Origin of the sequence: Pedobacter westerhofensis, assembly GCF_900182595.1 — a bacterium.
Classification (GTDB): domain Bacteria; phylum Bacteroidota; class Bacteroidia; order Sphingobacteriales; family Sphingobacteriaceae; genus Pedobacter; species Pedobacter westerhofensis.
In genome coordinates, this window is record NZ_FXTN01000001.1 from 61,335 (window position 1) to 83,946 (window position 22,612).

Annotated in this window: 20 protein-coding genes; 11 read left to right on the forward strand and 9 right to left on the reverse strand. The window is 40.9% G+C overall.

Annotated elements, in window-relative coordinates:
- Positions 1–7 precede the first annotated feature (7 nt).
- From FN831_RS00255 to FN831_RS00275, 6 genes are all read left to right on the forward strand, one after another.
- The gene (locus FN831_RS00255; RefSeq protein ID WP_142526201.1) at positions 8–1,189 is read left to right on the forward strand and encodes a PQQ-dependent sugar dehydrogenase; all 1,182 of its coding nucleotides are present in this window, start codon (positions 8–10) and stop codon (positions 1,187–1,189) included.
- 437 nt (positions 1,190–1,626) lie between these two features.
- The gene (locus tag FN831_RS00260) at positions 1,627–2,760 is read left to right on the forward strand and encodes a PAS domain-containing sensor histidine kinase (RefSeq protein WP_142526202.1); all 1,134 of its coding nucleotides are present in this window, start codon (positions 1,627–1,629) and stop codon (positions 2,758–2,760) included.
- Positions 2,761–2,852: 92 nt separating this feature from the next.
- The gene (locus tag FN831_RS00265; protein ID WP_142526203.1) at positions 2,853–3,641 is read left to right on the forward strand and encodes a 2Fe-2S iron-sulfur cluster-binding protein; all 789 of its coding nucleotides are present in this window, start codon (positions 2,853–2,855) and stop codon (positions 3,639–3,641) included.
- A gap of 36 nt (positions 3,642–3,677) precedes the next feature.
- Positions 3,678–4,709: an FAD binding domain-containing protein gene (locus FN831_RS00270; protein WP_142526204.1), complete on the forward strand. Its 1,032-nt coding sequence runs from the start codon at positions 3,678–3,680 to the stop codon at positions 4,707–4,709.
- Positions 4,710–4,713: 4 nt separating this feature from the next.
- Positions 4,714–4,845 (forward strand): hypothetical protein, encoded by a 132-nt coding sequence (locus FN831_RS28235; protein ID WP_262711864.1) that lies wholly within the window; start codon positions 4,714–4,716, stop codon positions 4,843–4,845.
- 9 nt (positions 4,846–4,854) lie between these two features.
- Positions 4,855–6,999: a xanthine dehydrogenase family protein molybdopterin-binding subunit gene (locus FN831_RS00275; RefSeq protein ID WP_317132072.1), complete on the forward strand. Its 2,145-nt coding sequence runs from the start codon at positions 4,855–4,857 to the stop codon at positions 6,997–6,999.
- A gap of 255 nt (positions 7,000–7,254) precedes the next feature.
- Here the strand turns inward: FN831_RS00275 and FN831_RS00280 are convergent, their stop codons facing one another.
- From FN831_RS00280 to FN831_RS00295, 4 genes are all read right to left on the reverse strand, one after another.
- Positions 7,255–8,166 (reverse strand): SecDF P1 head subdomain-containing protein, encoded by a 912-nt coding sequence (locus tag FN831_RS00280; RefSeq protein WP_142526206.1) that lies wholly within the window; start codon positions 8,164–8,166, stop codon positions 7,255–7,257.
- 630 nt (positions 8,167–8,796) lie between these two features.
- Positions 8,797–9,888: a GAF domain-containing protein gene (locus tag FN831_RS00285; RefSeq protein ID WP_142526207.1), complete on the reverse strand. Its 1,092-nt coding sequence runs from the start codon at positions 9,886–9,888 to the stop codon at positions 8,797–8,799.
- 6 nt (positions 9,889–9,894) lie between these two features.
- Complete coding sequence (locus tag FN831_RS00290; RefSeq protein ID WP_142526208.1) at positions 9,895–11,013, reverse strand: GAF domain-containing protein; 1,119 nt, start codon at positions 11,011–11,013, stop codon at positions 9,895–9,897.
- A 96-nt stretch (positions 11,014–11,109) separates the two neighbouring features.
- Positions 11,110–11,412 carry a hypothetical protein gene (locus FN831_RS00295; RefSeq protein ID WP_142526209.1) on the reverse strand — a complete coding sequence of 101 codons (303 nt, stop codon included), beginning with the start codon at positions 11,410–11,412 and terminating at the stop codon, positions 11,110–11,112.
- Between the two features lie 82 nt (positions 11,413–11,494).
- On the opposite strand from FN831_RS00295, the gene FN831_RS00300 reads away from it, so the two are divergent.
- Positions 11,495–12,424, forward strand: coding sequence for an RpnC/YadD family protein (locus FN831_RS00300; protein WP_142526210.1), 930 nt, complete (start codon positions 11,495–11,497; stop codon positions 12,422–12,424).
- Between the two features lie 287 nt (positions 12,425–12,711).
- On the opposite strand, the gene FN831_RS00305 is transcribed toward FN831_RS00300, so the two are convergent.
- From FN831_RS00305 to FN831_RS00315, 3 genes are all read right to left on the reverse strand, one after another.
- On the reverse strand, positions 12,712–13,155 hold the full coding sequence (locus tag FN831_RS00305) for a DinB family protein (protein ID WP_142526211.1): 444 nt from the start codon (positions 13,153–13,155) through the stop codon (positions 12,712–12,714).
- A gap of 197 nt (positions 13,156–13,352) precedes the next feature.
- Positions 13,353–14,417: a hypothetical protein gene (locus FN831_RS00310; RefSeq protein ID WP_142526212.1), complete on the reverse strand. Its 1,065-nt coding sequence runs from the start codon at positions 14,415–14,417 to the stop codon at positions 13,353–13,355.
- Between the two features lie 349 nt (positions 14,418–14,766).
- The gene (locus FN831_RS00315; protein ID WP_142526213.1) at positions 14,767–15,117 is read right to left on the reverse strand and encodes a DUF1330 domain-containing protein; all 351 of its coding nucleotides are present in this window, start codon (positions 15,115–15,117) and stop codon (positions 14,767–14,769) included.
- 475 nt (positions 15,118–15,592) lie between these two features.
- Here FN831_RS00315 and FN831_RS00320 point away from each other — a divergent pair, with 475 nt between their 5' ends.
- The 3 genes from FN831_RS00320 to FN831_RS00330 all read left to right on the forward strand — a co-directional run bounded on the left by FN831_RS00320 (position 15,593) and on the right by FN831_RS00330 (position 19,401).
- Positions 15,593–17,107, forward strand: coding sequence for a TlpA family protein disulfide reductase (locus tag FN831_RS00320; RefSeq protein ID WP_142526214.1), 1,515 nt, complete (start codon positions 15,593–15,595; stop codon positions 17,105–17,107).
- 720 nt (positions 17,108–17,827) lie between these two features.
- Positions 17,828–18,547 carry a hypothetical protein gene (locus tag FN831_RS00325; protein WP_142526215.1) on the forward strand — a complete coding sequence of 240 codons (720 nt, stop codon included), beginning with the start codon at positions 17,828–17,830 and terminating at the stop codon, positions 18,545–18,547.
- Between the two features lie 422 nt (positions 18,548–18,969).
- Positions 18,970–19,401 (forward strand): tetratricopeptide repeat protein, encoded by a 432-nt coding sequence (locus tag FN831_RS00330; RefSeq protein WP_142526216.1) that lies wholly within the window; start codon positions 18,970–18,972, stop codon positions 19,399–19,401.
- 7 nt (positions 19,402–19,408) lie between these two features.
- Here FN831_RS00330 and FN831_RS00335 read toward each other — a convergent pair whose 3' ends face one another.
- Entirely contained in the window at positions 19,409–20,659 is a 1,251-nt protein-coding gene (locus FN831_RS00335) for a hypothetical protein (protein ID WP_142526217.1), read from the reverse strand.
- A gap of 191 nt (positions 20,660–20,850) precedes the next feature.
- Here FN831_RS00335 and FN831_RS00340 point away from each other — a divergent pair, with 191 nt between their 5' ends.
- Complete coding sequence (locus FN831_RS00340; RefSeq protein WP_142526218.1) at positions 20,851–22,038, forward strand: LamG domain-containing protein; 1,188 nt, start codon at positions 20,851–20,853, stop codon at positions 22,036–22,038.
- A 229-nt stretch (positions 22,039–22,267) separates the two neighbouring features.
- On the opposite strand, the gene FN831_RS00345 is transcribed toward FN831_RS00340, so the two are convergent.
- The gene (locus FN831_RS00345) at positions 22,268–22,591 is read right to left on the reverse strand and encodes a Bor family protein (RefSeq protein ID WP_142526219.1); all 324 of its coding nucleotides are present in this window, start codon (positions 22,589–22,591) and stop codon (positions 22,268–22,270) included.
- Between the last annotated feature and the right edge of the window lie 21 nt (positions 22,592–22,612).

The following is a 22,612-nucleotide window of genomic DNA, read 5'->3' on the forward strand; positions in this document are numbered from 1 at the left end:
AGGTTTGATGGGCATGGCACTACACCCCGGGTTAACCGCCGGTAGTCCATATGTATTTCTCGCTTATGCATATCACTTTAATGGGGCGCAACAGGACAATGACGGTGGAGAACCAAATTCAGGAGGATATTTTTACAAGATCAGAATTGTCAGGTATTCTTATGATCAGGCATCTGCACAGCTGGTCCGCCCCATCATTATCTGTGATAGCATCCCTGGCAGCAGTGATCATAATGGAGGAAGACTGATGATTGCCACCCAGGGTAAAAAAGAATACCTGTTCTACAGTGCTGGTGATATGGGTGCAGGACAATTTGCAAATGGCGGCCGCACTAATCATGCTCAAAGCGCCATTAGCTATGAGGGCAAGATCCTTCGGTTTAACATTGAACCAGACACTGACCCTGGAGTGTATGATAGATGGCTGCCTAATGATAATCCTTTTAATACCACCAGACAAAGTGCGGTGTGGTCCCTTGGTCACAGGAACCCTCAGGGCCTCGCCTCTGCTGTAATCAATGGACAGGAAATGATTTATTCTACTGAACATGGTCCTTATTCCGACGACGAGATTAACCTGATTGAGAGAGGCTGCAACTACGGACATCCGCTCATTATTGGATATGCGGACGGAAACTATGTTGGCCTTGCAGCTTCCGTATCAACAAATAAAGCGCTTCCGGGTATTTGGCATACCACATATCCATTAATAGATAGCGAAATACGGAACGCAAGGGCAATCGGTCCCAACTACCGTAATCCGATCGTCAGCCTTGATCCCGCACCTAAGGAGACGATGAATAAACTCTTCCGGTCAATCAATTCCAACAAAAAAGATCAGGAATGGAATTCTTATGCACCTTCAAGTATAGCGGTATACACTTCCTCTGCTATTCCGGGCTGGAAAAATTCTGTACTCATTCCTACCTTAAAAGGTGGAGCGCTGTTGCGGATTAAACTTGATACTTCCGGAAAAAAGGCTGCAGGTAATATTTACAGTTATGTAAAAGGAAGTGTTCGCTACAGGGATATTGCCATTTCTCCGGATGGACTGAAAATTTATCTGGCTGTAGATAGTTCTTCAGTGAGCTCGGGACCATCAAAAGAAAATCCACAGCAAATATCCTATCGGGGATGCATCATAGAACTGTCCTACAAAGGATTGTATAAAGAGCCAGCAAAATTATAAATTTATCAAAGTACCGATAGGTCTGTGCAGTCCATATGAAACATAACCCATTCAGGATAGCACAGACTACCGGATCAGCTAAGACTGGTACTACAAAATTCATATTTTGGCACTTATATATGTAAGATCTAAATTATTGTCTTAGATTAAGTATAAAAGGAAACAATCCTGCACAACTTATGTTAAGTTGAGGATGTTTTAAGACGTTTCAATATGTACCGCCCTATGTTGCTGCATAAAAGGTATAGAATGCTTACATAGTTATCAGCCGTTTCCCTGCTCTGTGAGTCCCGACTGACTTCCGCAGCTATCCTAGCAAGTGCTTTTTAAAATTATACACTGTAGTAATTGAACTTTTGAGCGCGTTAAATCCGGTTGGAACTTATTAACGTATCTCATCCCTCTATTTCCTGACCTCACTCAAGCAACAATTGTAAATGAACAACGACTCGTTAAATACTTCTTCGGAAAGCTCCACTCCTGGTGATATTCAATCTGAGGATAACTACTATAGGTCCATTATTGAAAACAATTCATTTTATGTGATCAGAACCGATCTGGAAGGCAACTATTCTTACATGAATCCTTTCTTTTGTCAGCAATTCAGATTAAAACCTGCCGACTGGATAGGAAGACCTTCCATAGATCTGATTATTCCTGCCGACCATCAGGCCTGTATAGAAACGGTACAACAGTGTTTTATGACACCCGGACAATCCCATTGGGTAATTTTACGCAAACCTCATCACAGCGGTATCGTATCAACACAGTGGGAATTTAAAGTCGTTTCTGACGATGCCGGAATCCCCTTGCACTTACTATGCATCGGTCATGACATTACCTCTCTTGTGATGCGTCAACAGGAATTGCAAACGCTGGTTGAAGTCACCGCAGATCAAAATAAAAAACTGTTGAATTTTACTTACATTATTTCTCATAATATCCGTTCGCATGTTGCAAACATCATTGGCATTATTGAACTGAATGACGGTGGATCCCCGGAGGAAAAAGAAATGGGCTGGACAATGATGAAGAAAAGCATTGCTGGCCTGGATACTACTATTCATAACCTCAACGATGTAATCAATATCCAAACCAATTTGAACCTGCCTATCAAGAAAGTCTACATTCGGGAGGAGATAGAGAAAATCATCGAAAGCATCAGGGTGCTGTTTGAAAAAGACAATACTACCATCAGCTACGATTTCGATGAGCCAGAGTTCCTTTTTACTAATCCTGCTTATCTTGAGAGCATCATTCTAAACCTTTTAACCAATGCCTTAAAGTACAAGTCAACAAACCGGGCGCTCGAAATAAAGTTGGCCATGTATACCGAGAAGCAATATCAGGTACTTGTGTTTACTGATAATGGGATAGGAATTGACCTTGACCAAAACAGGGATAAGGTTTTTGGGATGTATAAAACATTCCATGGGAATGCTGACGCAAAAGGTATGGGTCTTTTTATTATAAAGAACCAGATTGAAGCACTGGCCGGTAAAATAGAGATAGAAAGTGAAGTCGATAAATTTACTACTTTCAAAGTATTTTTTCCTCTGCAGACAGAATAACAGGATTGCCTACCACGCTGAAAATTTATTTGCTTCCACACAAAACAATTGAAAACTAAATTTGTAAATTAGGATATCTTGAATGGTATTTTATGGAAGAACAATCTAAATTCCCTGAACTCTCAGAAGCGGAACAAAAAGCATTGGAAGAGCTTCTCCCTGAAGAAATGACTGAGATCATTGCTTCAGGAATCAAACGCCGGCATTTTCTTAAACTATTTGCGGTTACAGGGACCAGTTTACTGGCTGCACATCTGTTAGGCATAGAACAACTGATGGCCCGGGCGCTCCCGATTGAACAGCAAGCGCCGCTGCTCATCGAGAATGGAGTCAACCTGGCATTTAAAGTTAACGGAACTGCGCAGCAACTGTTGGTTGATTCCCGAATGACGCTGCTCGATACATTGAGGGAGCGTTTAAATTTAACCGGCTCTAAAAAGGGTTGCGACCACGGCCAATGTGGCGCCTGCACGGTCATCCTCGATGACAAACGTGTGCTTTCCTGTCTGACACTTGCTGTAACCTGTGAAGATAAAAAAGTTACAACGATAGAGGGCCTGGCCATAGGCAACGAACTGCATCCAATGCAAACCTCTTTTATTAAACATGACGGGTTTCAGTGCGGATATTGCACTCCAGGCCAGATCTGTTCGGCTGTTGCCTTAATGGACGAAGCAAAAAATGGTGAAGCCAGTTATGTAACGGCTGATGTGCGCAGGAAAAAAAGGTCTGTTACGCTTTCTGATGAAGAGATCAGGGAACGCATGTCGGGCAATATCTGCCGCTGCGGCGCTTATCCAAACATTGTAGATGCCATACGCGAAGTGCACGGTGATAAAGCGGTGGCACAGGTGTGGCAGTTTGCCGAAGGGACGATTTAATCCGGATATCCATATTACTTAAAAACAGCTTCTGTTATGAGAGCATTTAAATATTCAAATGTATCTGATGCCGCTGCGGCCATAAAGCTCGTATCTGCTAATCAAACCGCCAAATACCTTGCGGGCGGTACCAACCTCGTTGATCTGATGAAAGAAGATGTGATGCGTCCCACTGAATTGGTGGATGTATCGCGGTTAAAACATGCCAGGATCGAAAAGAAGGGAGACGGCATATCTATTGGGGCAACCGCCACAAATGCCAGCACGGCTAACGACGAAAATATCCGGGAAAACTATCCTTTGCTTTCCATGGCAATCCTTGCGGGTGCCAGCGCGCAGATACGCAATATGGCCACCAATGGCGGTAACCTGAATCAGCGAACGCGATGTACTTATTTTTATGATGTAAACATGCCCTGTAACAAAAGGGCGCCGGGCACAGGCTGCGGGGCCTTACATGGCGTAAATAAAAATCATGCGATCTTTGGATGGTCAGAAAAATGCGTGGCCACTTATCCTTCTGACATGGCAGTGGCCCTGGCTGCATTGGATGCGGTTGTGCAGGTAGAAGGCATTAACAACACAAAGCGCAGCATCCCATTTGCAGATTTCCACAGGCTACCGGGCGATCACCCCGAAAAGGATAATAATTTGCAGCAGGGTGAATTCATTACAGCTATCGACCTGCCTGCAAACCGGCTTGCTGAAAAATCTTACTACCTGAAAATCCGTGAACGCTCTTCCTATGCCTTTGCACTGGTTTCTGTTGCTGCAGCGCTGGCGACTGATGACAATACAATAAAAGAGGTCAGGATTGCCCTTGGCGGCGTTGCACATAAACCATGGCGGGCTTCTGTGGCCGAACGTTGGCTGATCGGTAAGCAGGCAACTGAGAAAAACTTCAGGGCAGCTGCAGCAGCCGAGCTTAAAAGTGCGAGACCACTGGCGCATAACAAATACAAGGTGTCCCTGGCAGCTAAAGCTATAGTGCGCGCCCTGGAGGGTGCGATGCAGGGCGGCCTCTATGGTGCCATGGAAGCAGATTCAACAACCACTAATAAAAATTAAGATCATGAGTGAAACCGGTAAACCAATCAACCGCATTGATGGCCGCATGAAAGTTAGTGGCAAGGCAACCTATTCTGCTGAGAATAACTTTCCAAATATGGCATATGCCTTTCCTGTGCGCGCAACTGTTGCTTAGGGAAAGATCATAGCTATTGACGAAGCTGCCGCAAATAAAGAACCTGGTGTAATTACCATCATAAGTTATAAGAATGCATTCAGATTGAAGCCCCTTGATATGCAGGCGCAAGCTAAAGCCGGTGCAGCTTTCCTGGGCGAGAATCTTCCGCCGCTGCAGGACAACATTGTGCATTACCCCGGCCAGTTCATCGCATTGGTAGTAGCCGAAACTTACGAGCAGGCGCGGGCAGCTGCCTATAAAATAAAAGTGCGGTACACGCTTGAAAAGGCTGCGGTTGATTTGCAGGCTGAATTGCCAAATAGTAAAAAACCAAAGATGTTTATGGGCGAAGAAGCCCAGGTGAATGATGGCAAAGCCGCTGCCCCCCTGGCTGCTTCAGCACAAAAAGTGGATCATAAGTATTCGACTCCGGCCGAACATCATCACCCAATGGAACCGCATGCTACGGTAGCCGTATGGGAAGGAACAGATAAGCTCAAATTATATGATGCTACGCAGGGAGTTGGCCTCACAAGCTCTATTGCCGCGTATTTCTTCGGATTAAAACCAGAGAACGTAAATGTCGTTGCACCTTTCGTTGGTGGTGGCTTTGGCTCTAAGGGGCTGTGGCTACATACGTTAATTGTTGCGATGGCTGCAAAAGCGGCAGGCCGTCCGGTTAAACTTGCCCTGACGCGGCAGATGATGCAGACCAATGTTGGTCATCGTGCGGCAACTATTCAGCGCGTGGCACTGGGCACGGATGCCGGAGGCAAACTAAGCGTGATGCGTCACCATACAGATACCTACAATAACCTGACACAGTTTTTTGAACCCAGTGGTAAACAGTCTCTTGTTTTATATCAGGCCCCGCTTCGCGAGGTGACCTACAATGTAGCGCACCTGGACCGCAGCACCCCAACTTTTATGCGCGCGCCAGGCGAAACTCCGGGCACGTTTGCACTTGAGTCTGCTATGGATGAGATGGCGTACCAGTTAAAAATTGATCCTGTGGAATTTCGGATCATGAACCACACAGCGAAAGACCCGATGAAAGGGCATGACTTCTCCAGCGAGTTCCTTCTGGACTGCTACCGCACCGGCGCAGAACGTTTCGGTTGGTCTTCCCGCAGTATGGAACCCCGGCAGAAAAGAAACGGCAAATACCTGGTGGGTTATGGAATGGCTACTGCGACCTATCCAGGCGGAAGAAGTGCCGCATCAGTAAAGGTACTGATGAATTCAAAAGGCGATGTTACAGTGATGACTGCATCAATTGATATCGGTACCGGAACATACACAGTACTGGCGCAAACAGCAGCTGATGCACTGGGTATACCTGTTGACAGAATAGATGTAAAGATCGGCGATTCCAGTCTTCCCCCGGCGCCTCTTGCTGGTGGCTCGCAAACAACGGCAAGCATCCACCCTGCTGCTTTGGATGCCTGCGTCCTGCTGAGAAAAGAATTAACCACCATGGCAGTTGCTGACCCGGATTCAAAATTAAACGGCCGTAATCCTGAGGAGATCGGTTTTGCAGAGGGCAAACTTTTCCTGAAAGGCGACGAGCAGAAAAACGATACATATTTGAATATTTTACGCCGCGCCAAGCGAAACGAAATAGAAGCTTGTGCAACTACACTGCCGGTTTCGGGAGCCGGTCTTACAGTTCCCAGTGCCCTGTGTACGCCAAGCCAAACGCCGCCGGAACAAAACAGCGATATCAAGCAATACGCTTTCCATTCTTTTGGTGCCCAGTTTGCCGAAGTGTGGGTTGATGAAGACTTTGGCACAATTCGAGTGAAACGTTTCACCAGTGTGCAGGATGTGGGCCGGATCATGAATGAGAAAACAGCACGATCGCAAGTCATTGGTGGTGTGATTTTTGGCATTGGCGCCGCACTCATGGAAGCCACGGATTATGACAAACGCTGGGGCAACCCGGTGACACGCACGCTGGCAGATTACCATGTGCCGGTACACCTGGACGTGCCGCCCATCGATGTTCATTTCATCGGCAAGCCCGATCCGCATATTTCACCTATCGGTGCGCGTGGTATTGGCGAGATTGGAATTACAGGCGTATCTGCAGCAATTGCAAATGCTGTATTTAATGCAACAGGTAAAAGGTTAAGGGACCTCCCTTTAACCCCGGAGAAGTTTTTTGACTGACAACTGATTAGCAATAATTAGTTGTCAGGAAGGGTAAGTACTTTTTGAAGTAACCAAGCATCGTGATCCCACAATTTTAGACTTGACCGGTTCTATATTTCAAAGTCACGAACTTGGTTGTCGGTCTTCGTGCAGGAATGGTTAATCTACTTGCGAAGAGAATAGCGTTCTTGTAATAACGCAGGCTTCATTTTTATTGGCAGGATTACTATTGTTTTTTCAATCTCAAACCAGTTGTATATGGTAAAAGTCATGCTAATCCACCATACACTTGGTCACTTTCACAGTAGCTGGAAAAGGATATCCTATTTTATCCAGCAAATCACCAGAGGCCTTTGCATTATTGCCGCTATTGATGAGCATACTGCCTTCATTGATCTCTGAAGTGACTACCGCTGCGTTGATGAATTCATCACCAGTAACAATGGCGACCATTTCCAATAAATGCTCCCTGGTGTAATTACTAAACTTAATTCTTCCGGGTTCATTGAGCAGGATCATCACCTCTGGGGCATTGGCATAGCTGTTGGCAGTATCAATTGGTTGCTCCTGCTGTTGAAAATAAGCTGCCGCATGTATTACCTGATCACCGGTAATAATGGGTTGCCCGGTGTTCAGCAGGTACAATTCTGTGATATTTTCCGGACGGGAAACGAAATACCATTTCAAACCTGCCGCTGAAAAGGCTGAGCGGGCAAGTTTTCGTACAGCTACAGTATCCTCCGACTGAAAAGTAGCCAGATACGTCAGACTTGTTGTGATTTCTGCTGGTGGAAAAAACAACAGTTTCCCGCTATCCCTTGTCTTTAGCTCGGCAATGACCTTTAGTGCATCTTTATAACAAGTGTAAAAATTGAGGTTAACACTGCGGTTCAACATCTTTTTTACCATCGCTGTATCTACTTTCCCTGTAAGCTGCAGCTCAAGGAGGTTACCTTTTAGCACCAGGTCCCTGGCCCGTATCTCTTCCGGATAAAGCTTTGCCAGCCGGTGAGTGACAGCGCTGAGCATTTCTTTCATGAATACTGAATCCTGCTGAACGGTCCTGTTGCTGATGTTAATTGTAAAAACTGCCCTGGTTTTTGAAAACTGGGCCATCACAGGAATACTACTCATTAAGAATAACAATGCAGTCAGCAGGTGTTTCTTTAGATAAAATCTGATCATAATGGAGCGTGTGATAAGATACGAAGCTGAAGATAAATATCGATCAAACTCACATTTAATAGCTTAAATTATTTTATAAATTTTCTAAAAAGGAGGATATATGAATATGGAACGCATCAGTTATAAATTCACAGCAACTTTATCACTGTTCCCCTCAGAATTAGGCGGACGTAGGAAACCGGTATTCGATGATTATAGACCTTCTTTTTCGTTCAACTCGTCAAACCACGTTTCAGGTGAGATCTCATTTGACAGGCCTAAAGGGGTACAACCTGGGGAGACGCTTAATGCATCTGTCAAGCTCTTACCTTCCAGGACAATTAGGAAAATCTGAAATGCGGAGATACTTTTTCGATCCACGAGGGGACTAAAGTAATAGGTACGGGTGTCATCAACAAAATTCTTGAGGGAAGAATGCTACCTCCTGTTTCTTAAAAAAACCTTGTATCTTCGGCAATTAAGTTTGAGCTTATATTTCATTTTATTGAACGATAATGATCATCACCGTTTGTTTCCAGTTAATACTGCGATTAAGTATTGATAACCAGATCCGTATTCCGGCTTTGGATTAATGATACAATCATTATGGCCAGAAATTATTTTGCTTTGTGAACTTATTCAGTGGAACATTCATTCATTTAAGACAGTAAAATTTACTATTTCTATGATCCGGTCGTCAATCATATTGATACCATCTTTAATCACGCTTAGCAATGGATAGGCTACATGATGTTCATCTAACTCCAGCAAACTAATCAGGCCTTTGACTGATGCCACAGGCTTGCGAAACTCGTGTGACTGCATATACGCAATATGCGCTAATTTACGTTGCTGAGTTAAGGCCATTTCCTGAGATGCCATTCTTTTGGAAATATCACTGGAATTATAAGAGATCCCAATAATTTCACCTTCATTATTTCTGGCAGGATCATAACTGATCAGGCACCACATGGAGTATTCGCCAAAGTTTAATAATCGTTCACGTTTAAAACTTTCTCCCGCTAAAGCCCTCCGACAGTTCTCTAAAAACTCTGGCATATAAGCAGCATCAACAAATTGCTGAACATCGATCCCTTGATACATATCAACATTATAAGCCTTTTTGATAAAGATTTCCACTGCCTTGTTATAACATATAACTTTTAAATCCCTGTCTATTAATAAGTGGCTGGTGGTAGTGCTCTCAAAAAAAGAATTCATTTTTAACTCTAGTTTTTTCGCGACCAGATACTGTTCTTTTAAGTAGTGCAGGTTACTTTCAAATTCAAGAAGCTGAATGACCTGACTGGCCAGATTTTCCAGCATGTCCTTTTGGATCTGCGTAATTTCACCTGGCTGCTGGTCAATGACACATAAACTTCCCAGTGTATGTCCATCATGTGTGGTCAATGGAGCGCCGGCGTAAAAGCGGATACCTGCTTCCCTTGTTACAGCAGCATAATCTTTGATCCTCAAATCAGTATGTGTATCCGGAACGATCATTACTGCCTTACTTTCCACTACGAAATGACAAAAGGATTGATCTCTCCCTGAGCTGAAAACAAATTGATCATCAGCCAGCATAAATTCGGTATCCTCACCTATAAGGGTGATAAAGGCACTCGGCACTCCGCAGATATCGGCAGCAAGCTGTGCAATCTCTTTAAATTCTTCCTGTTTATTAAGCTGAACCTGTAGAAACCGGTTTACAGCTTCCAGTCTTTTTAACTCCTGATACGGCATAGATAGTTAATTTTTTACAATTGCATCCGTAACCTTAATAACTTCCTTGTCTGCCAGACTACTTACAGACCGCTTTTCCCAAAGCTCTTCACATACACTTTCCAATAGTTCAAATTCAATCACGCCAACTGGATATCCCTGATCTTTGATTCCGGCCATAGCGCTTTTTACCATTTGCATAGGCTGGTTTAATTCCGACAGGATCAGATCGATCTGGCGGAATGATTCACCTTGTTCCATTATCGTTTTTTCATGCTTTGCCGTCTGTGAGATGTCAGTAGCACTGTATGTAACACCTATGATTATTCCTGCCGAATCAAATGCAGGCTCATAAGTCAGTTGCCATGGAACGTTGCCCTGGAGCGAGTTGATTACCGTTTCTTTACTGACAGCTTCTCCCGATAACGCAGTTTTACAGTTGTGAATAAACTCATCCATAAACGAAGATTCTACATAGTCTGTCACCTCCATACCTTCAACGATGGGCAATTGGTAACGGTCCATCAATGCATTGGACATTGCACTGTTGAAGGATATTACACGTAACTGGGTATCTAACAATAAATGACAGGAGCTTGTGCTTTCGAAAAAAGAACGAAGCTTGGTTTGCTGGATGAGCGAATATTCATATTGTTCTTTCAAAAGCTGGAGACTGGCATCAAATTCCAGCAAGCGTGTGACTTGCCGCGCAAGACGCTGCAGCATTTTTTCCTGCATTGCTGTCAATATTCTTGGCTGGGTATCATATACGCATAATGTTCCAATATTATCATCGTCATGAGTAGTTAGCGGAGATCCGGCATAAAAGCGAACATGAGGATTCTGAACAACATAAGGGTTGTTCATGACCCTCTCATCAACTGAGGCATCAGGAATGATCAGGAATTCCTTTTGTGCGACGGTATACTGGCAAAAAGTATCCTGAGAGGGCACTTCACCGACATTGGTACCCACCTTAAACTTGATATGCTGGGTTTTGTCATCCATAAATGTAATCAGGGCGATAGGCGCATTGCAAATATTTGCTGCCAACTCAACAATTTGCTGCAGTTCAGCTTCCTTGCTGATATCCATCTTCAAAAACCGGTTTACTGTGTCGTATCCTTTTAATGCACTATCTGGCATATTTCTTTTCTTTATTTGTGAGAGCGTAGCGTATATCTGAACCTGATTTAGGATTTAAAGCTTCTGCAGAATGTCTGTTAACTTAGGTTGTGATTACTATCCTGAGCGCAGGGTTTTAGCGACTGTTATGTAACTCCACCCTTCGGGCGCATGCTGTGTTGGCGGATGGGGATCCGTGCGCAGCGCCAAATTGCTATTTACATAGCTGAGTATAGTGAATACGGGTAATGGTGTATCCTGCGTGGTTGAGTTTTCCAAATCTTTCAGATATCCTTGTAAATACGCAAAATCAGGCAGAAAGGATTTAGAAAAAAATCCAGCTTTTTGATTAGATTGTCTGATTACATTGATCCTTGATACCCCAGGACTCTGCCAAAAATACTCCTGTACTTTTTTCATGTTTTGATTCAAGAGTAGTATTAAATTAATTTATTGTAAAATATATTACCAGCATATCTTGTTTTGGTAGTATGTTGCATACATGAAACAAAACGATACGTTATGGAAAGGAATCCTGGAGCCTTTTTTCTATGACTTCTTATCTTTGGTGGATCCTAAACTGGCTGCTACAATTGATAATATAAGGGAAATCACTTTCATGGATAAAGAGCTGGTCCAGCAAAGACCAGCTGCAGGGAATAAATATGAACAGAAGATAGTCGACAAACTTGTGAAGCTTTATACTATAACAGGCAATGAAGAATATATCATCTTACATCTGGAGGTGCAGGATCAATACCGCAAAAATTTTAATGAGCGGATGTACGGGTATTTTAATAGACTGTATGACAAATACAAAACACCGATTACTGCTCTAGCAATATTTACTGAGCCTAATAATATTGAACGCGATAATGTATTTAAAATAAATTGTAATGGAACATCTCTGCAATACACGTTCAATACCTATAAGATTGCACTTCAGGATAATAATGCATTAATGCAGCACAGCAATCCGTTTGCACTGGTAGTATTGATTGCAAAACAGACAGCCTTAAAGAAGAAGTATAAAGACAAACAGCTGCGTGATGAGGTGTTGCTGGCGGAGAAGCTTAAAATTGCGCGGCTTATTATGGATAAGCAACTTCCAGAGGCACAAAAAGAGTCCCTCATGAATTTTCTTTTTTATTACGTAAATTTTGAATTTAAAAATAATCAGTTTATTTTTGAGCAAAGGATTAATCAATTAACCAGTAACATTACAACAAATATGACGATCCAAGAGATTTTAATAGGGCAAGCCAAGTTACAAGGTAAAAGGCTTGGAAAAAAAGAGGAAAGGGAAGGAATGATTGCGAAGATGATTAGTAATAACGCCACCGATGAACAAATTTTGAATCTTACAGAAGTAACCCCCGCTCTGGTCAGCAGGGTTAGAAAAAGAATTGAAAAATCGGTAAGACATAACTAGTAAGCAATATTATATAATGATGTTCTATGATCTGCCACAAATCCCTTGTCAGATCCATATCATATGCTAATTGGCCAATCTATGCTCTAGTGAATAAAACTTAAGTTTCGAAGTACTTTATTACCAGGTTTTGGGATCAGAAATTATGAAAAAAAATCAACCAAGATTGACTTAATAACGGCCAGTTCATTGCGCTTAAACTTTAGTTTGATTATTGCCGGGGGTTCGTAGGCTTTGCTCAATAACTTTAGTAAAAGTTATTTCAGTCCGCTCATTTAAGTTCATTATTATTGCAATCGAATAAATTGTATATAGTCTGTGTTAATGGGCTTAAGGTTGTTAATCTTCATTTCCTTTGCAATTTGTGCCCGATGATACGTACCATGATTAAAAATGTGTAGCAAAATATCAGCAACAGATGTTTCATAGAAATCGCCAGTTGAATTAGCATACTTAATGATGGGAGATTCTGCTGTCTCCGGATAGTCCAATTCGGATAATTCATTTGAACTGACATTAAGCAACAAACTACAAGCTTCAATTTCGTGCAATTCCCAAACCGTAACCTGAGGTTGCACGCCATTGATTCTGCAAAGCCATATGATTTGTGCATTTACGATATGGCTAAATAATTTAATACATGATTCTGGAAGAACATCTGAATGTGTCACTAAGGTGTTTAGGAGAAGGGAATTTGCCCAGTTGTTATACTTACAGAATTGTCTTAACATATCGTTTTTTGATTGTAATTTACAATAAATCAATATAAATAGTTTTTATTAATAAAATCAAGGGCGAATGGATTGCCAACCGGTCTTACTGTTCTTAGTGAACGCTTCATTGCCTAAATAAAATGATTTATGTAAAGTTTCATGCCTGTCACGGTCAACTATCAATGTAGTAAAAGCTTCAAAAGCAATAGTGGGCACTATTTTTTATTTGCTAACGGAACAACCAGGTAACAACCATCCAGTTTATGAAAATGATTATTATTAAACCCAACAGTAAGGATATTAAAAGCCGACATAGGATAAGTAAATAAGTCCAGCGTCCCCCATTCGTCGTTATGATAGTAACCTTCAGACGATGAATCCCCGCTAAGAAAGTAACTAATGGGATGCTTAAACTTTAATATATCTGTTCCAATTTTCAGCTGAAAATAGCCAATACCGTACCATCTTGGAAGTCTGGTAGTTGGGGCGGCTGCCATGGAGAAATAGGTTCCGGACTGATAGCGCTGTTTCAGGAAATAAGAAACAGTGATTGCAGATTGCGGGTTTTCCCAGGCGTAATGCTTCAACCCGGTACGATGGCTATAATCTGTAAGTGGCAATATCTCCTTGAAATTGTGCTCAAATTCAGTGGGAACTGCAATATTGCTTGTTTTCGGAATGTACATTCTTAATACCTCCCCATTAATTGACATGATGTAAGTCATTGGATCATCCTCTTCATAAACCGTAACAGCATCCGCTTGCGATAGTAATTGCCTGCTGAGGCTTGATAGTTCTTCCGTAGACATTGCCAGATCTTTGTTAATGTTTTTATAGGGCATCTTTTCGGACTTGCCTTTTATAAAATAATCATTATAACCATCTTCATAGAGCATATGCCCGTTGAATGGTCTGCCAAAGGCAGTGTTGCCGGTTTCATTAAGGTTGTCTAAGGCTTCTCCATTTTTGTTAATTCTGTAATAGGTTATCGAATAAGTAGGTGCCTCGTATTGTTTTGGCTCGAACTCCTCTACACTCTCTATAATGATGTTGTTGCTAATTGTGTCCCTGTAAATTGCCCTGGGCCTGGCGCCCGTAAACAAGGGTATAATTTTATAATCCCTGCCTTTTGTATTTTCATTTATCGCAGGATAACTTTTGTATTTTTCCGGAAGGTGCGAGAGGAAATAGCGCTCACTTCTCAAATACCCCCTTATCAATAAGCCCAGAACAACTGTCAACATGGCCAGGATTATGATATACATTTTCTTTTTGTTCATTTAGATTTTTATCAGGAATCGAATTCCGGTTCTAAAGTACATCAAGTATTTTTTGTTTCATACACAAATCTCTGTCATGCCCCTTGATCTTCATTCTGATAGGCTAACTTTTTGATTCGTAGCGGGCAGAAGTAAATCGCTTGATACTAATCACATCTTTCACACACCTTTATTTTGTGTGCGGGGTTAATTGAACGCGGTATTAAATAAGCCACAACATTGTGCTGCGTCTGGTAATTGTGTTATGCTGCAACAAGGCAAGCACCTGCTCCTGTACGTCAGGGGCAAGTGCTATGTGCAATGCGAAAATTCGACAGAATGAGTTCTCACATCACAGTCAGTATCACCTTTAAAAGTCAATTTTGCGGGTCATGATCAGTTTAAGTTTGGCAGTTCCGGCAAGGCGAAGCGGATCGGCTATTTGCTGGTAAACGTCGCTTTGTGCGATAGTTTTGAACGCTTCAGCACTGGGATATTCCACCAGTACCATTTGGTCCCAGTGATCATTCTCATCTGCAATGATGTTAGCTACAACCTCGCTCACCACTTTTACGCTGACACCTTCAATGCCCAATTGCTGCACTACCTGGTTAAATGCAGGGATATACTGCTCAAAGTATACCTTCTTATCTTTAAATTTAAGTAAGTTCAGCATCAACACAGGCCCCTGGCCCGATTCAATATTTGGTAATGTGATCATAATTTCCTGTTTAAAAAAAGCCTTTAATAATGCTTTCCATGAAACAAAGGTCGCGAGCCTGTCCCGGAAAAAAGTTCAGGTAGTTGAAGAGTTTAATTCTTCTTCCGCAGTTGCGGAAACCGGATCAAGGCGGCAATGTTCGGTGGTTTCTAATTCTCAACCACATTGGTTCGATTACTTTATAAACACGTAATCTGTATTGCTAATACCCATACCGACATAGACGAAAGCATCTTATTGGCTGGAATATCTTTTCAAATAGTGAACTTCACATGGCTAATAATGATCTTCACGTAAAAAAGCATTTCACATTGAGATTATCCTGTACATTGGGTTATACAGATATATGAAATTTCAAACTCTTAATCATCCTGACAAACATATGCGATCATCCAATCTGTTTGTTACTTACCACTATAGAAGGGCATACGACCACATCCTTTAAACCTGCTAATACATTAATAATTAAAAACATATGAGTGATAAGATCTACAAATTACTTTTACTATTATTGATGACGGCTTTCAGTGGATTCACTCAAGCAAAGAAAACCACCTTTACCTTTAAATATCATAAAGGATTGGCACCATTAGAGTCCTACTGGTTTAATGTATACAAGCCATTAGTGAATAACTCCTTGGGAGAGGGCAATCAATTTGATAAGAAATTTATCTCGACTGTCAAGTCGGGAGATAGCTGCGAAACAAAATATGAGTACAAAGTTGAGGAAATTACATGCGCTACGATTGCTGATCTACTGGGACATGAAATCATAATCATACCTGGAGATCACATTACTATTCATATTGGAAAGGAAAATAAAACACGAATAGCAGGACAATCAGGTGCATTTGTACGACAATGGGTGCATGAGCTTTCCTATACCGGACGTAATAAATTTGTCTATAGTATGTTGGATACCTTGTCAACTTTTGATGGTGATTTAAGAAACGGAAGTTTATCACGGTTCAAAAAAGAAGATCCAGATTTAATAGGCTTTTGTAAGGAAGTAGAACTTCGCTATCAGAATCGTATACGTTTCATTGAAAATTATTTCAGGATTTATAAGATACCATCAACAGTGCAAAGTTTCGCGAAATCAGAGATCCGTTCCGCATACTTACGAAACTTACTAGTACCACTGATGTGGCATAAGAACATATCAGATTACCCGCCTGAGTATACCACATTGATAAAAAACACGCGGTTCACTGATCAGAACTTATACTTTAAAACTAATTTGTACTCTATTGCGGCGCTGGAATTTGCATTTTGGATCAACCAAGCTCCTGCAGAAAAAGACAAAAGCTTATCACTAATAAGGCAATATGATTGGATCAAGACTAATTACCAAAATAAAATAAGAGATCATCAAATAACAGGACATTTAGATAATATTGTTCAATTGGATTATGGTAAAAGTACTTTTGATTCATTGTTTATAGACTTCAGTTCAATCGCTACAAATAAAATTTATATGAATTATTTAACTCGTAACAATATTTCACTTCGAAATAAACAAAGTGTTGTATTCACTTACGATCAAGCGAAAACATCGATCATTACAAATTATAATGGAGATAAGAAGCAGTTTTCTGAATTGATTGGTACTAAGCCCGTAGTAATTATTTTCTGGGCGAGCTGGTGCAAACCCTGTATTGAAGAACTACCCTACGAAAAAATGCTTGAAAGCAACTATGGAGCAAAAATTGATTTTGTTTATATATCAGTTGATTACTCGAAACCAGCATGGATAACAAAAGGGAAAGAGCTGAAAATTTTGAATAATTCATACTATCTCGAAAATAGCATGAAGTCAGAAATTGTTAAGCATTTTAAAATAACCACAATACCAAGGTATTTGATTTATGACAAACAAGGAAAGAAAGTTGATGATGAGGACTTGGTACCCTCAGATAAAAGATTCGGTTCAATTCTAGAAACCTTGATTACAGCTAATTTCAGAGGAAAGATCATCAGTCCGTATTAATCTTTTCACCAGGCAATAACTGGACATCCTATGACTACCTGTCCCGACACAGTCCAATAACCAAACTGGGGAGGATGTCATAAATAAAAAAGGTGTTAAAGAGCTATCTCTTCCAGTCCCTTATACAGCTGTATAAGTACCTTCATTGTTTAATATACCCACATTGACAAAAGAGTTCAATACTTTTTTTTCAGAAACACCTTTATTTAGTTTAGCATTGTTCATCGCCCGAAACAAGTATAAAATGCTTGAAGTGCAGACATTTCTAAATTCCAATTATTAGTCTTGTTGTTTAACATTCAGTAATATTGTGACCAGATTTGAAAGCGATAATTGTCAATGATGCGAAAAATCTAATTAGCCATTTCAACTTTGTTACCAATCATGACAACCGTGAACAGTCAGCAAACAAATAGCCGAATCGTTTTTATATTATAAAATAAAGGTCAATAGAGTTTTTTTTTGCAAAGTCAAAGGAAAACTTAATCTGATTTCCTAAATCAATATCACGATAAAATTTACCTGCAAAATGATCACTCATCCTCCAACTAGCAGATTTGATCAACTCTTAATGTCTTATTTAAAAAAAGCTTCACTTTTTGAAAAGGTTTGATAATTTTAAAATTCATTTTAATCTCGTAAAAATAAAATATTGTCTTTACTATGTTCATTATTTACTTTTCTGTAACTTAATTTTAAACGCTCAGACTCAAATCCTATATGAAAAATTCTTTAAAGACTGGAATTTTGGTTTTATTTGTCCTCCTGCTTCCTATGATTTGTTCTGCACAGGAAAAAATTTCCATCGATAATTGTGGCAAAAAAAAAACAATCATGTTTACGGCGAACACTATCGTTCCAGCTGATAACAATATTTTAGTACAAAGAGGATTTTTGAGTCCAATAAACAAGTCGGGTGCTGATGTAGAAGTAAGACTGTATGGTCAGGAGAGCTTTTCATACAGCCGGTTAAGACAGATTAAGTTCTACAATGATTCACTAGTTATTGCCAGTTATCGGATATACATAGCACCTGATTCAAAAAACAGGGCCGAAGCTTTATATGAGAAGCAGTTTCAGGGTTTAACGTTCATTGGCGTTAAAGATGGATTTAGAATGTATGTGCAGTCCTATATCACAGTGAATAAAAATAAGAATGAAGTTTCCAACTTACTTTGCGAATTATTGGACAGTCATATCACCGATATTCCTACTGGGGACGTTTTAGACGAGCTGGCGAAGAAGAAATATACTCCTCGAGTTTGTAATGAATGTGGACCTGGCCAAATAATAGAACTTAAAGTGGGAGTTAGAACCAGAAATTATATAGATATGTATTTAAGATTCGATAATACTTTTGTTATCGAAAAATCCATTAAAGAACTCGGCTATAGAAGACAAATATTTAACATATTATCAAAACTTGATAATATTAAATAAAATATGAAAGTTAAATCATCAGAATTCTTTTATATGTAACGCTGCTAACTATTGATATCGAAACGTTGGATTTTACCGTTATGTTGGTAACCATGCCCATCCTGTTATGATAGATATCAACTAAATATTCTCCAGCACTATCAGTACCATTCTTTACGCGTTCAATATAAACCTGCGCTGAACTATTATAAAGTAAATCAATTATCCTCTACTTTCATCCCATTCAAAATGAGGCCATTTTGGTAATTGATGTATGTTCAAATCTATTTCCGCATGTCGTACAGCGCATAAAGTAATCAACCTCCGCAAACACCTCTACTATCAACAAAATTTGTGGTTAATAGAGGTAAGCGTGTATAACGTGCTAATCTTTTAGTAAAGGACGAACATTTTGCGTTGTAAATTTGTTCAACCCTCATCAGATGTCAGTAAAGCAAAGCATAAAGTCCAAACAGCAGTTCGATTCGGCGCTTGCCCTGGAAAAATCCGGGGATCCGCAAGGCGCACTGAAGCTTTATAGGAAATCCGTAACAACCGACCCTTCCAACTCCCATGCCTGGAACAGGCAAATGATAATTTACCGGAAGAACAGATCAAAGGAGGAGGAAGTAAAGCTGATCAAAACCGCCATCAGCGAATACCAAAGTACCGTACAATCCCGGCAAGAGGAATGGCTGAAAGAGCACCGTCAAAAAGCAGACAGTACACGGGAACTAGCCAGCCTGCTTGGAATGCTTGAGCCGAGCGGACTTCCAAAAAAATATGATAAGATACTTGAGCAATGGCAGACCAGGCTCTACCTGCTGGAATACCGGATAAAGAATTCAAGGAAAAAGAAGAAAGCTTCCAAATAATCTGCATTTAAAGATCCGTTAAGACCTCCTTATTATTACCTGATAGTGCAACGTGCCTAACCTCGCCAATGCCGTGAAACCGAAATCCCAAACCTAATATAGAAATATGCTGATCAGCAACCTGATACTTATAAGCCAGCTTGTTGTTCACTAAAATCGAGATTTGGCCGTTGCGACTGATGCAGGACAGACGTACCCACTTTGAGAGGTCAGCACCGAATGCAGAAAGATCCGTCGAGCTTCCATCTATTTCCTTTACTCCATCAAGCATGCTGAGTGAAGCAATGCAGCCCGGTGCAGATAAGGGAATCGAAATAGGAATACCGCTGGTGAATAAAATCACATTTAAGTACTGACATCTTGATGCCCCCGTCTTATAAGTATTTTTCACTTCCGCCGAATACGAAAAGTTTAAAACAGATATCGGTTTAAAATTGCCTGTATTATAAAATGCTACAATCGGGGGTTGCGGCTCCAGCAGAACCTTATGTTTAAGTATGGTAGAAGCCGATACAGACATACCGTTTTTACTGATAAATTCATCAGGATCAAGATAAACCGGCACCGGTTGCATGTCGATCATTCCCAGCCAGCCCCTGGTTGGAATCAGCAATGGGCTTTCTTTGACTACCTGATTTCCAATGACCAACTTGGCATGGTAAAATCCCGGTTTGTAATAAATGGAACTGAAAAGATGTGATTTTTTTGAAACCCGGGTTCGCCTCGTGTTATCCCATGACTGCTGAATAAACACCGAATCATCCGGCGCGCTGCGGGCATCATAAGTAAAAATCACGGAGTTGGGCAGGTCCCGTGTAACCGGATGGAAGCCGAAAACATAATTTTCTACACCAACCGAACTGCCAGACGGGATGAACAGAAAAGACAAGGTAATAATGGCCACCACAGACACAGCTACAACAACAGTATAAAACTGACGGAATGATCGTGTCTTAATTATATGTTCCTCAGTGGGTTTCTTCAGATCCGTTTTCTTGCTTAAGATGCAAAATGACCGCCAGTCTTCAAATCCCGCAAACATTGCCAGGGTATCCAATGTGGTGACGCTGGGCTGATTGTTGTAATCAACCTTACCCCACAACCTCCTGAGCGTACTTGCACTAATGGAAACCTTTGTTCTTTCCTGGATGAGGATATTTAGTCTCTCAAAGTCCTTACTTGGCCAGTTTGCCGAATCACCCCAGCCTAGCTGATCTTCGATAAGTGATAATAAATGGATGAGGACATCATTTTTCATGTAATCAATAATACCAAAGATAGCTAAATCACATCAAAGTTTATTTGATCTGTATTTACTAAAATCACTAATAATCAATGTGATATAAAATGAAACAAATTGAAATGGAAATGAATTGCCGGCTAACAGGACTTCCTGTATCCTTGCAGCCTGAAAAAACTTAAACCAGGATACAAAGACATTACCAAATCATGAAAAACAAACTCTTTAAATTTCCCTTGCTGGCATGTAGCATACTTAGCCTGGTTCTTTTTTGTCTTACGGCATTTGCACAGCAAAACACCCTAAAAGGAAAAGTTATCAATATTCCATTTGTACCCGGGCATTGGGACAATACTTCGGCAAAAGCGGAATTTATCACTTATAAAGGCGTAAAAGCAATAAAGATGATGCCCAACGGCGGACAGATCAATTTGAAAGACCTGATATTTACTAATGGAACAATTGAATTTGACACGGAGCCAATCGATGCGGAAACAAGAGGCTTTGGCCCGATAGGAATATACTTTCGCCAGCAGAGTGCAAAGGAAAGTGAGTACCTGTACCTGCGCACAAAAAAGGACGACAGCAAGCGGGACAATGACGATATTCAATACGCACCAGTGGTAAACGGTGTATTGCTCTTTAACATGATGTCTGCATACGATGGTCCTGCGCCTATACATAACCAGGAATGGAACCATGTAAAGCTGGTAGTTTCGGGTATGCAAATGCGCGTCTACGTAAACAATATGAATGAGCCTGTTTTGGAAATCCCACGACTGGAATGCAACAGTCAGAGCGGAACGATTGGCTTTGAGGGACTTGCCTATTTTTCAAATCTCACAATCAGGCCGGATGCGGTAGAACATTTATCTCCTGCTGAAGGGATAGATCCTACAAAACATGATATGTATTATATCCGGCAATGGGATATTACTGCGGCTAAGATCATGGGCCCGGGAAGACAATTAACAACTGCTGATCTGCCCAAAGATTCTACACAGTGGACCAGGATCAATGCTGAAAGACTCGGTGTGGTCAACCTGTCCCGAAAATTTGGTGCAAGTGATACGGGTCGTTATGTTTGGCTAAAAACCACCATCAGTTCAACGAAAGATCAGATGGTACAAATGCAGCTTGGCTTTTGTGATGAAGTGTATGTATTTGTAAATAACAAGTTAGTTGATGCGGATAAAAATCAATTTGGCCAGCCCCTCGCCAAATTTCCTGATGGTTGTTTGAATATTGACAACTCCCTGGTAAATATCCCGCTTAAAATGGGATCCAATACCGTATTGATTGGAGTTGTCAATAATTTTTACAGCTGGGGCATCGTTGCCCGGCTGCGAAATCTAAATGGGATTACCCTTCCAGCCAGTCCATCACAAGTGTTGTAATAAATCAGATGCACCAACATGACAGTGTTCCTGTGCAGAGTATTCCTTTGTCAACTTTATATTCCTGTTCGGCATAAACATCCTTGATTCCATATGTTTTTACAACCTCCGGCAATGTAGAGACAGCTGGCTAATGGTGCTATACCCAACGGGATTTGTTTGTAAAAAACACAACAAGTTAATTCCTCGAGTCCGGTAGGATAACATTCTCCGGACTTGAGGAAGTAGGCTATTTTGTGCTGACGTCGTTCAAAGGCACATAAAACATTGTGGTAGTAGGAGTATAAATCCCAAGCGTAATTACCCCAAGAAGACCGTCAACAAAAGTCATCTGGCTTTTGGTAACATAATCTTTTCTATCACCAATATATTTTTTCGCTTCCCAGCCCGAGTTTAAAGGAATAAGTCCATCTATCAACGCATGGTTTTTTTTACTGTTCACCTTAACAACTGGAGAATCTACAGTTAATGAACCGTGTGCAATCTTTGCAGTGTAGCACGATGATATTGAGATGGTTGCACATAGGCAACCGAAAAGTACAAGTTTTTTCATAATTAGTTTTTTTTAAAATAT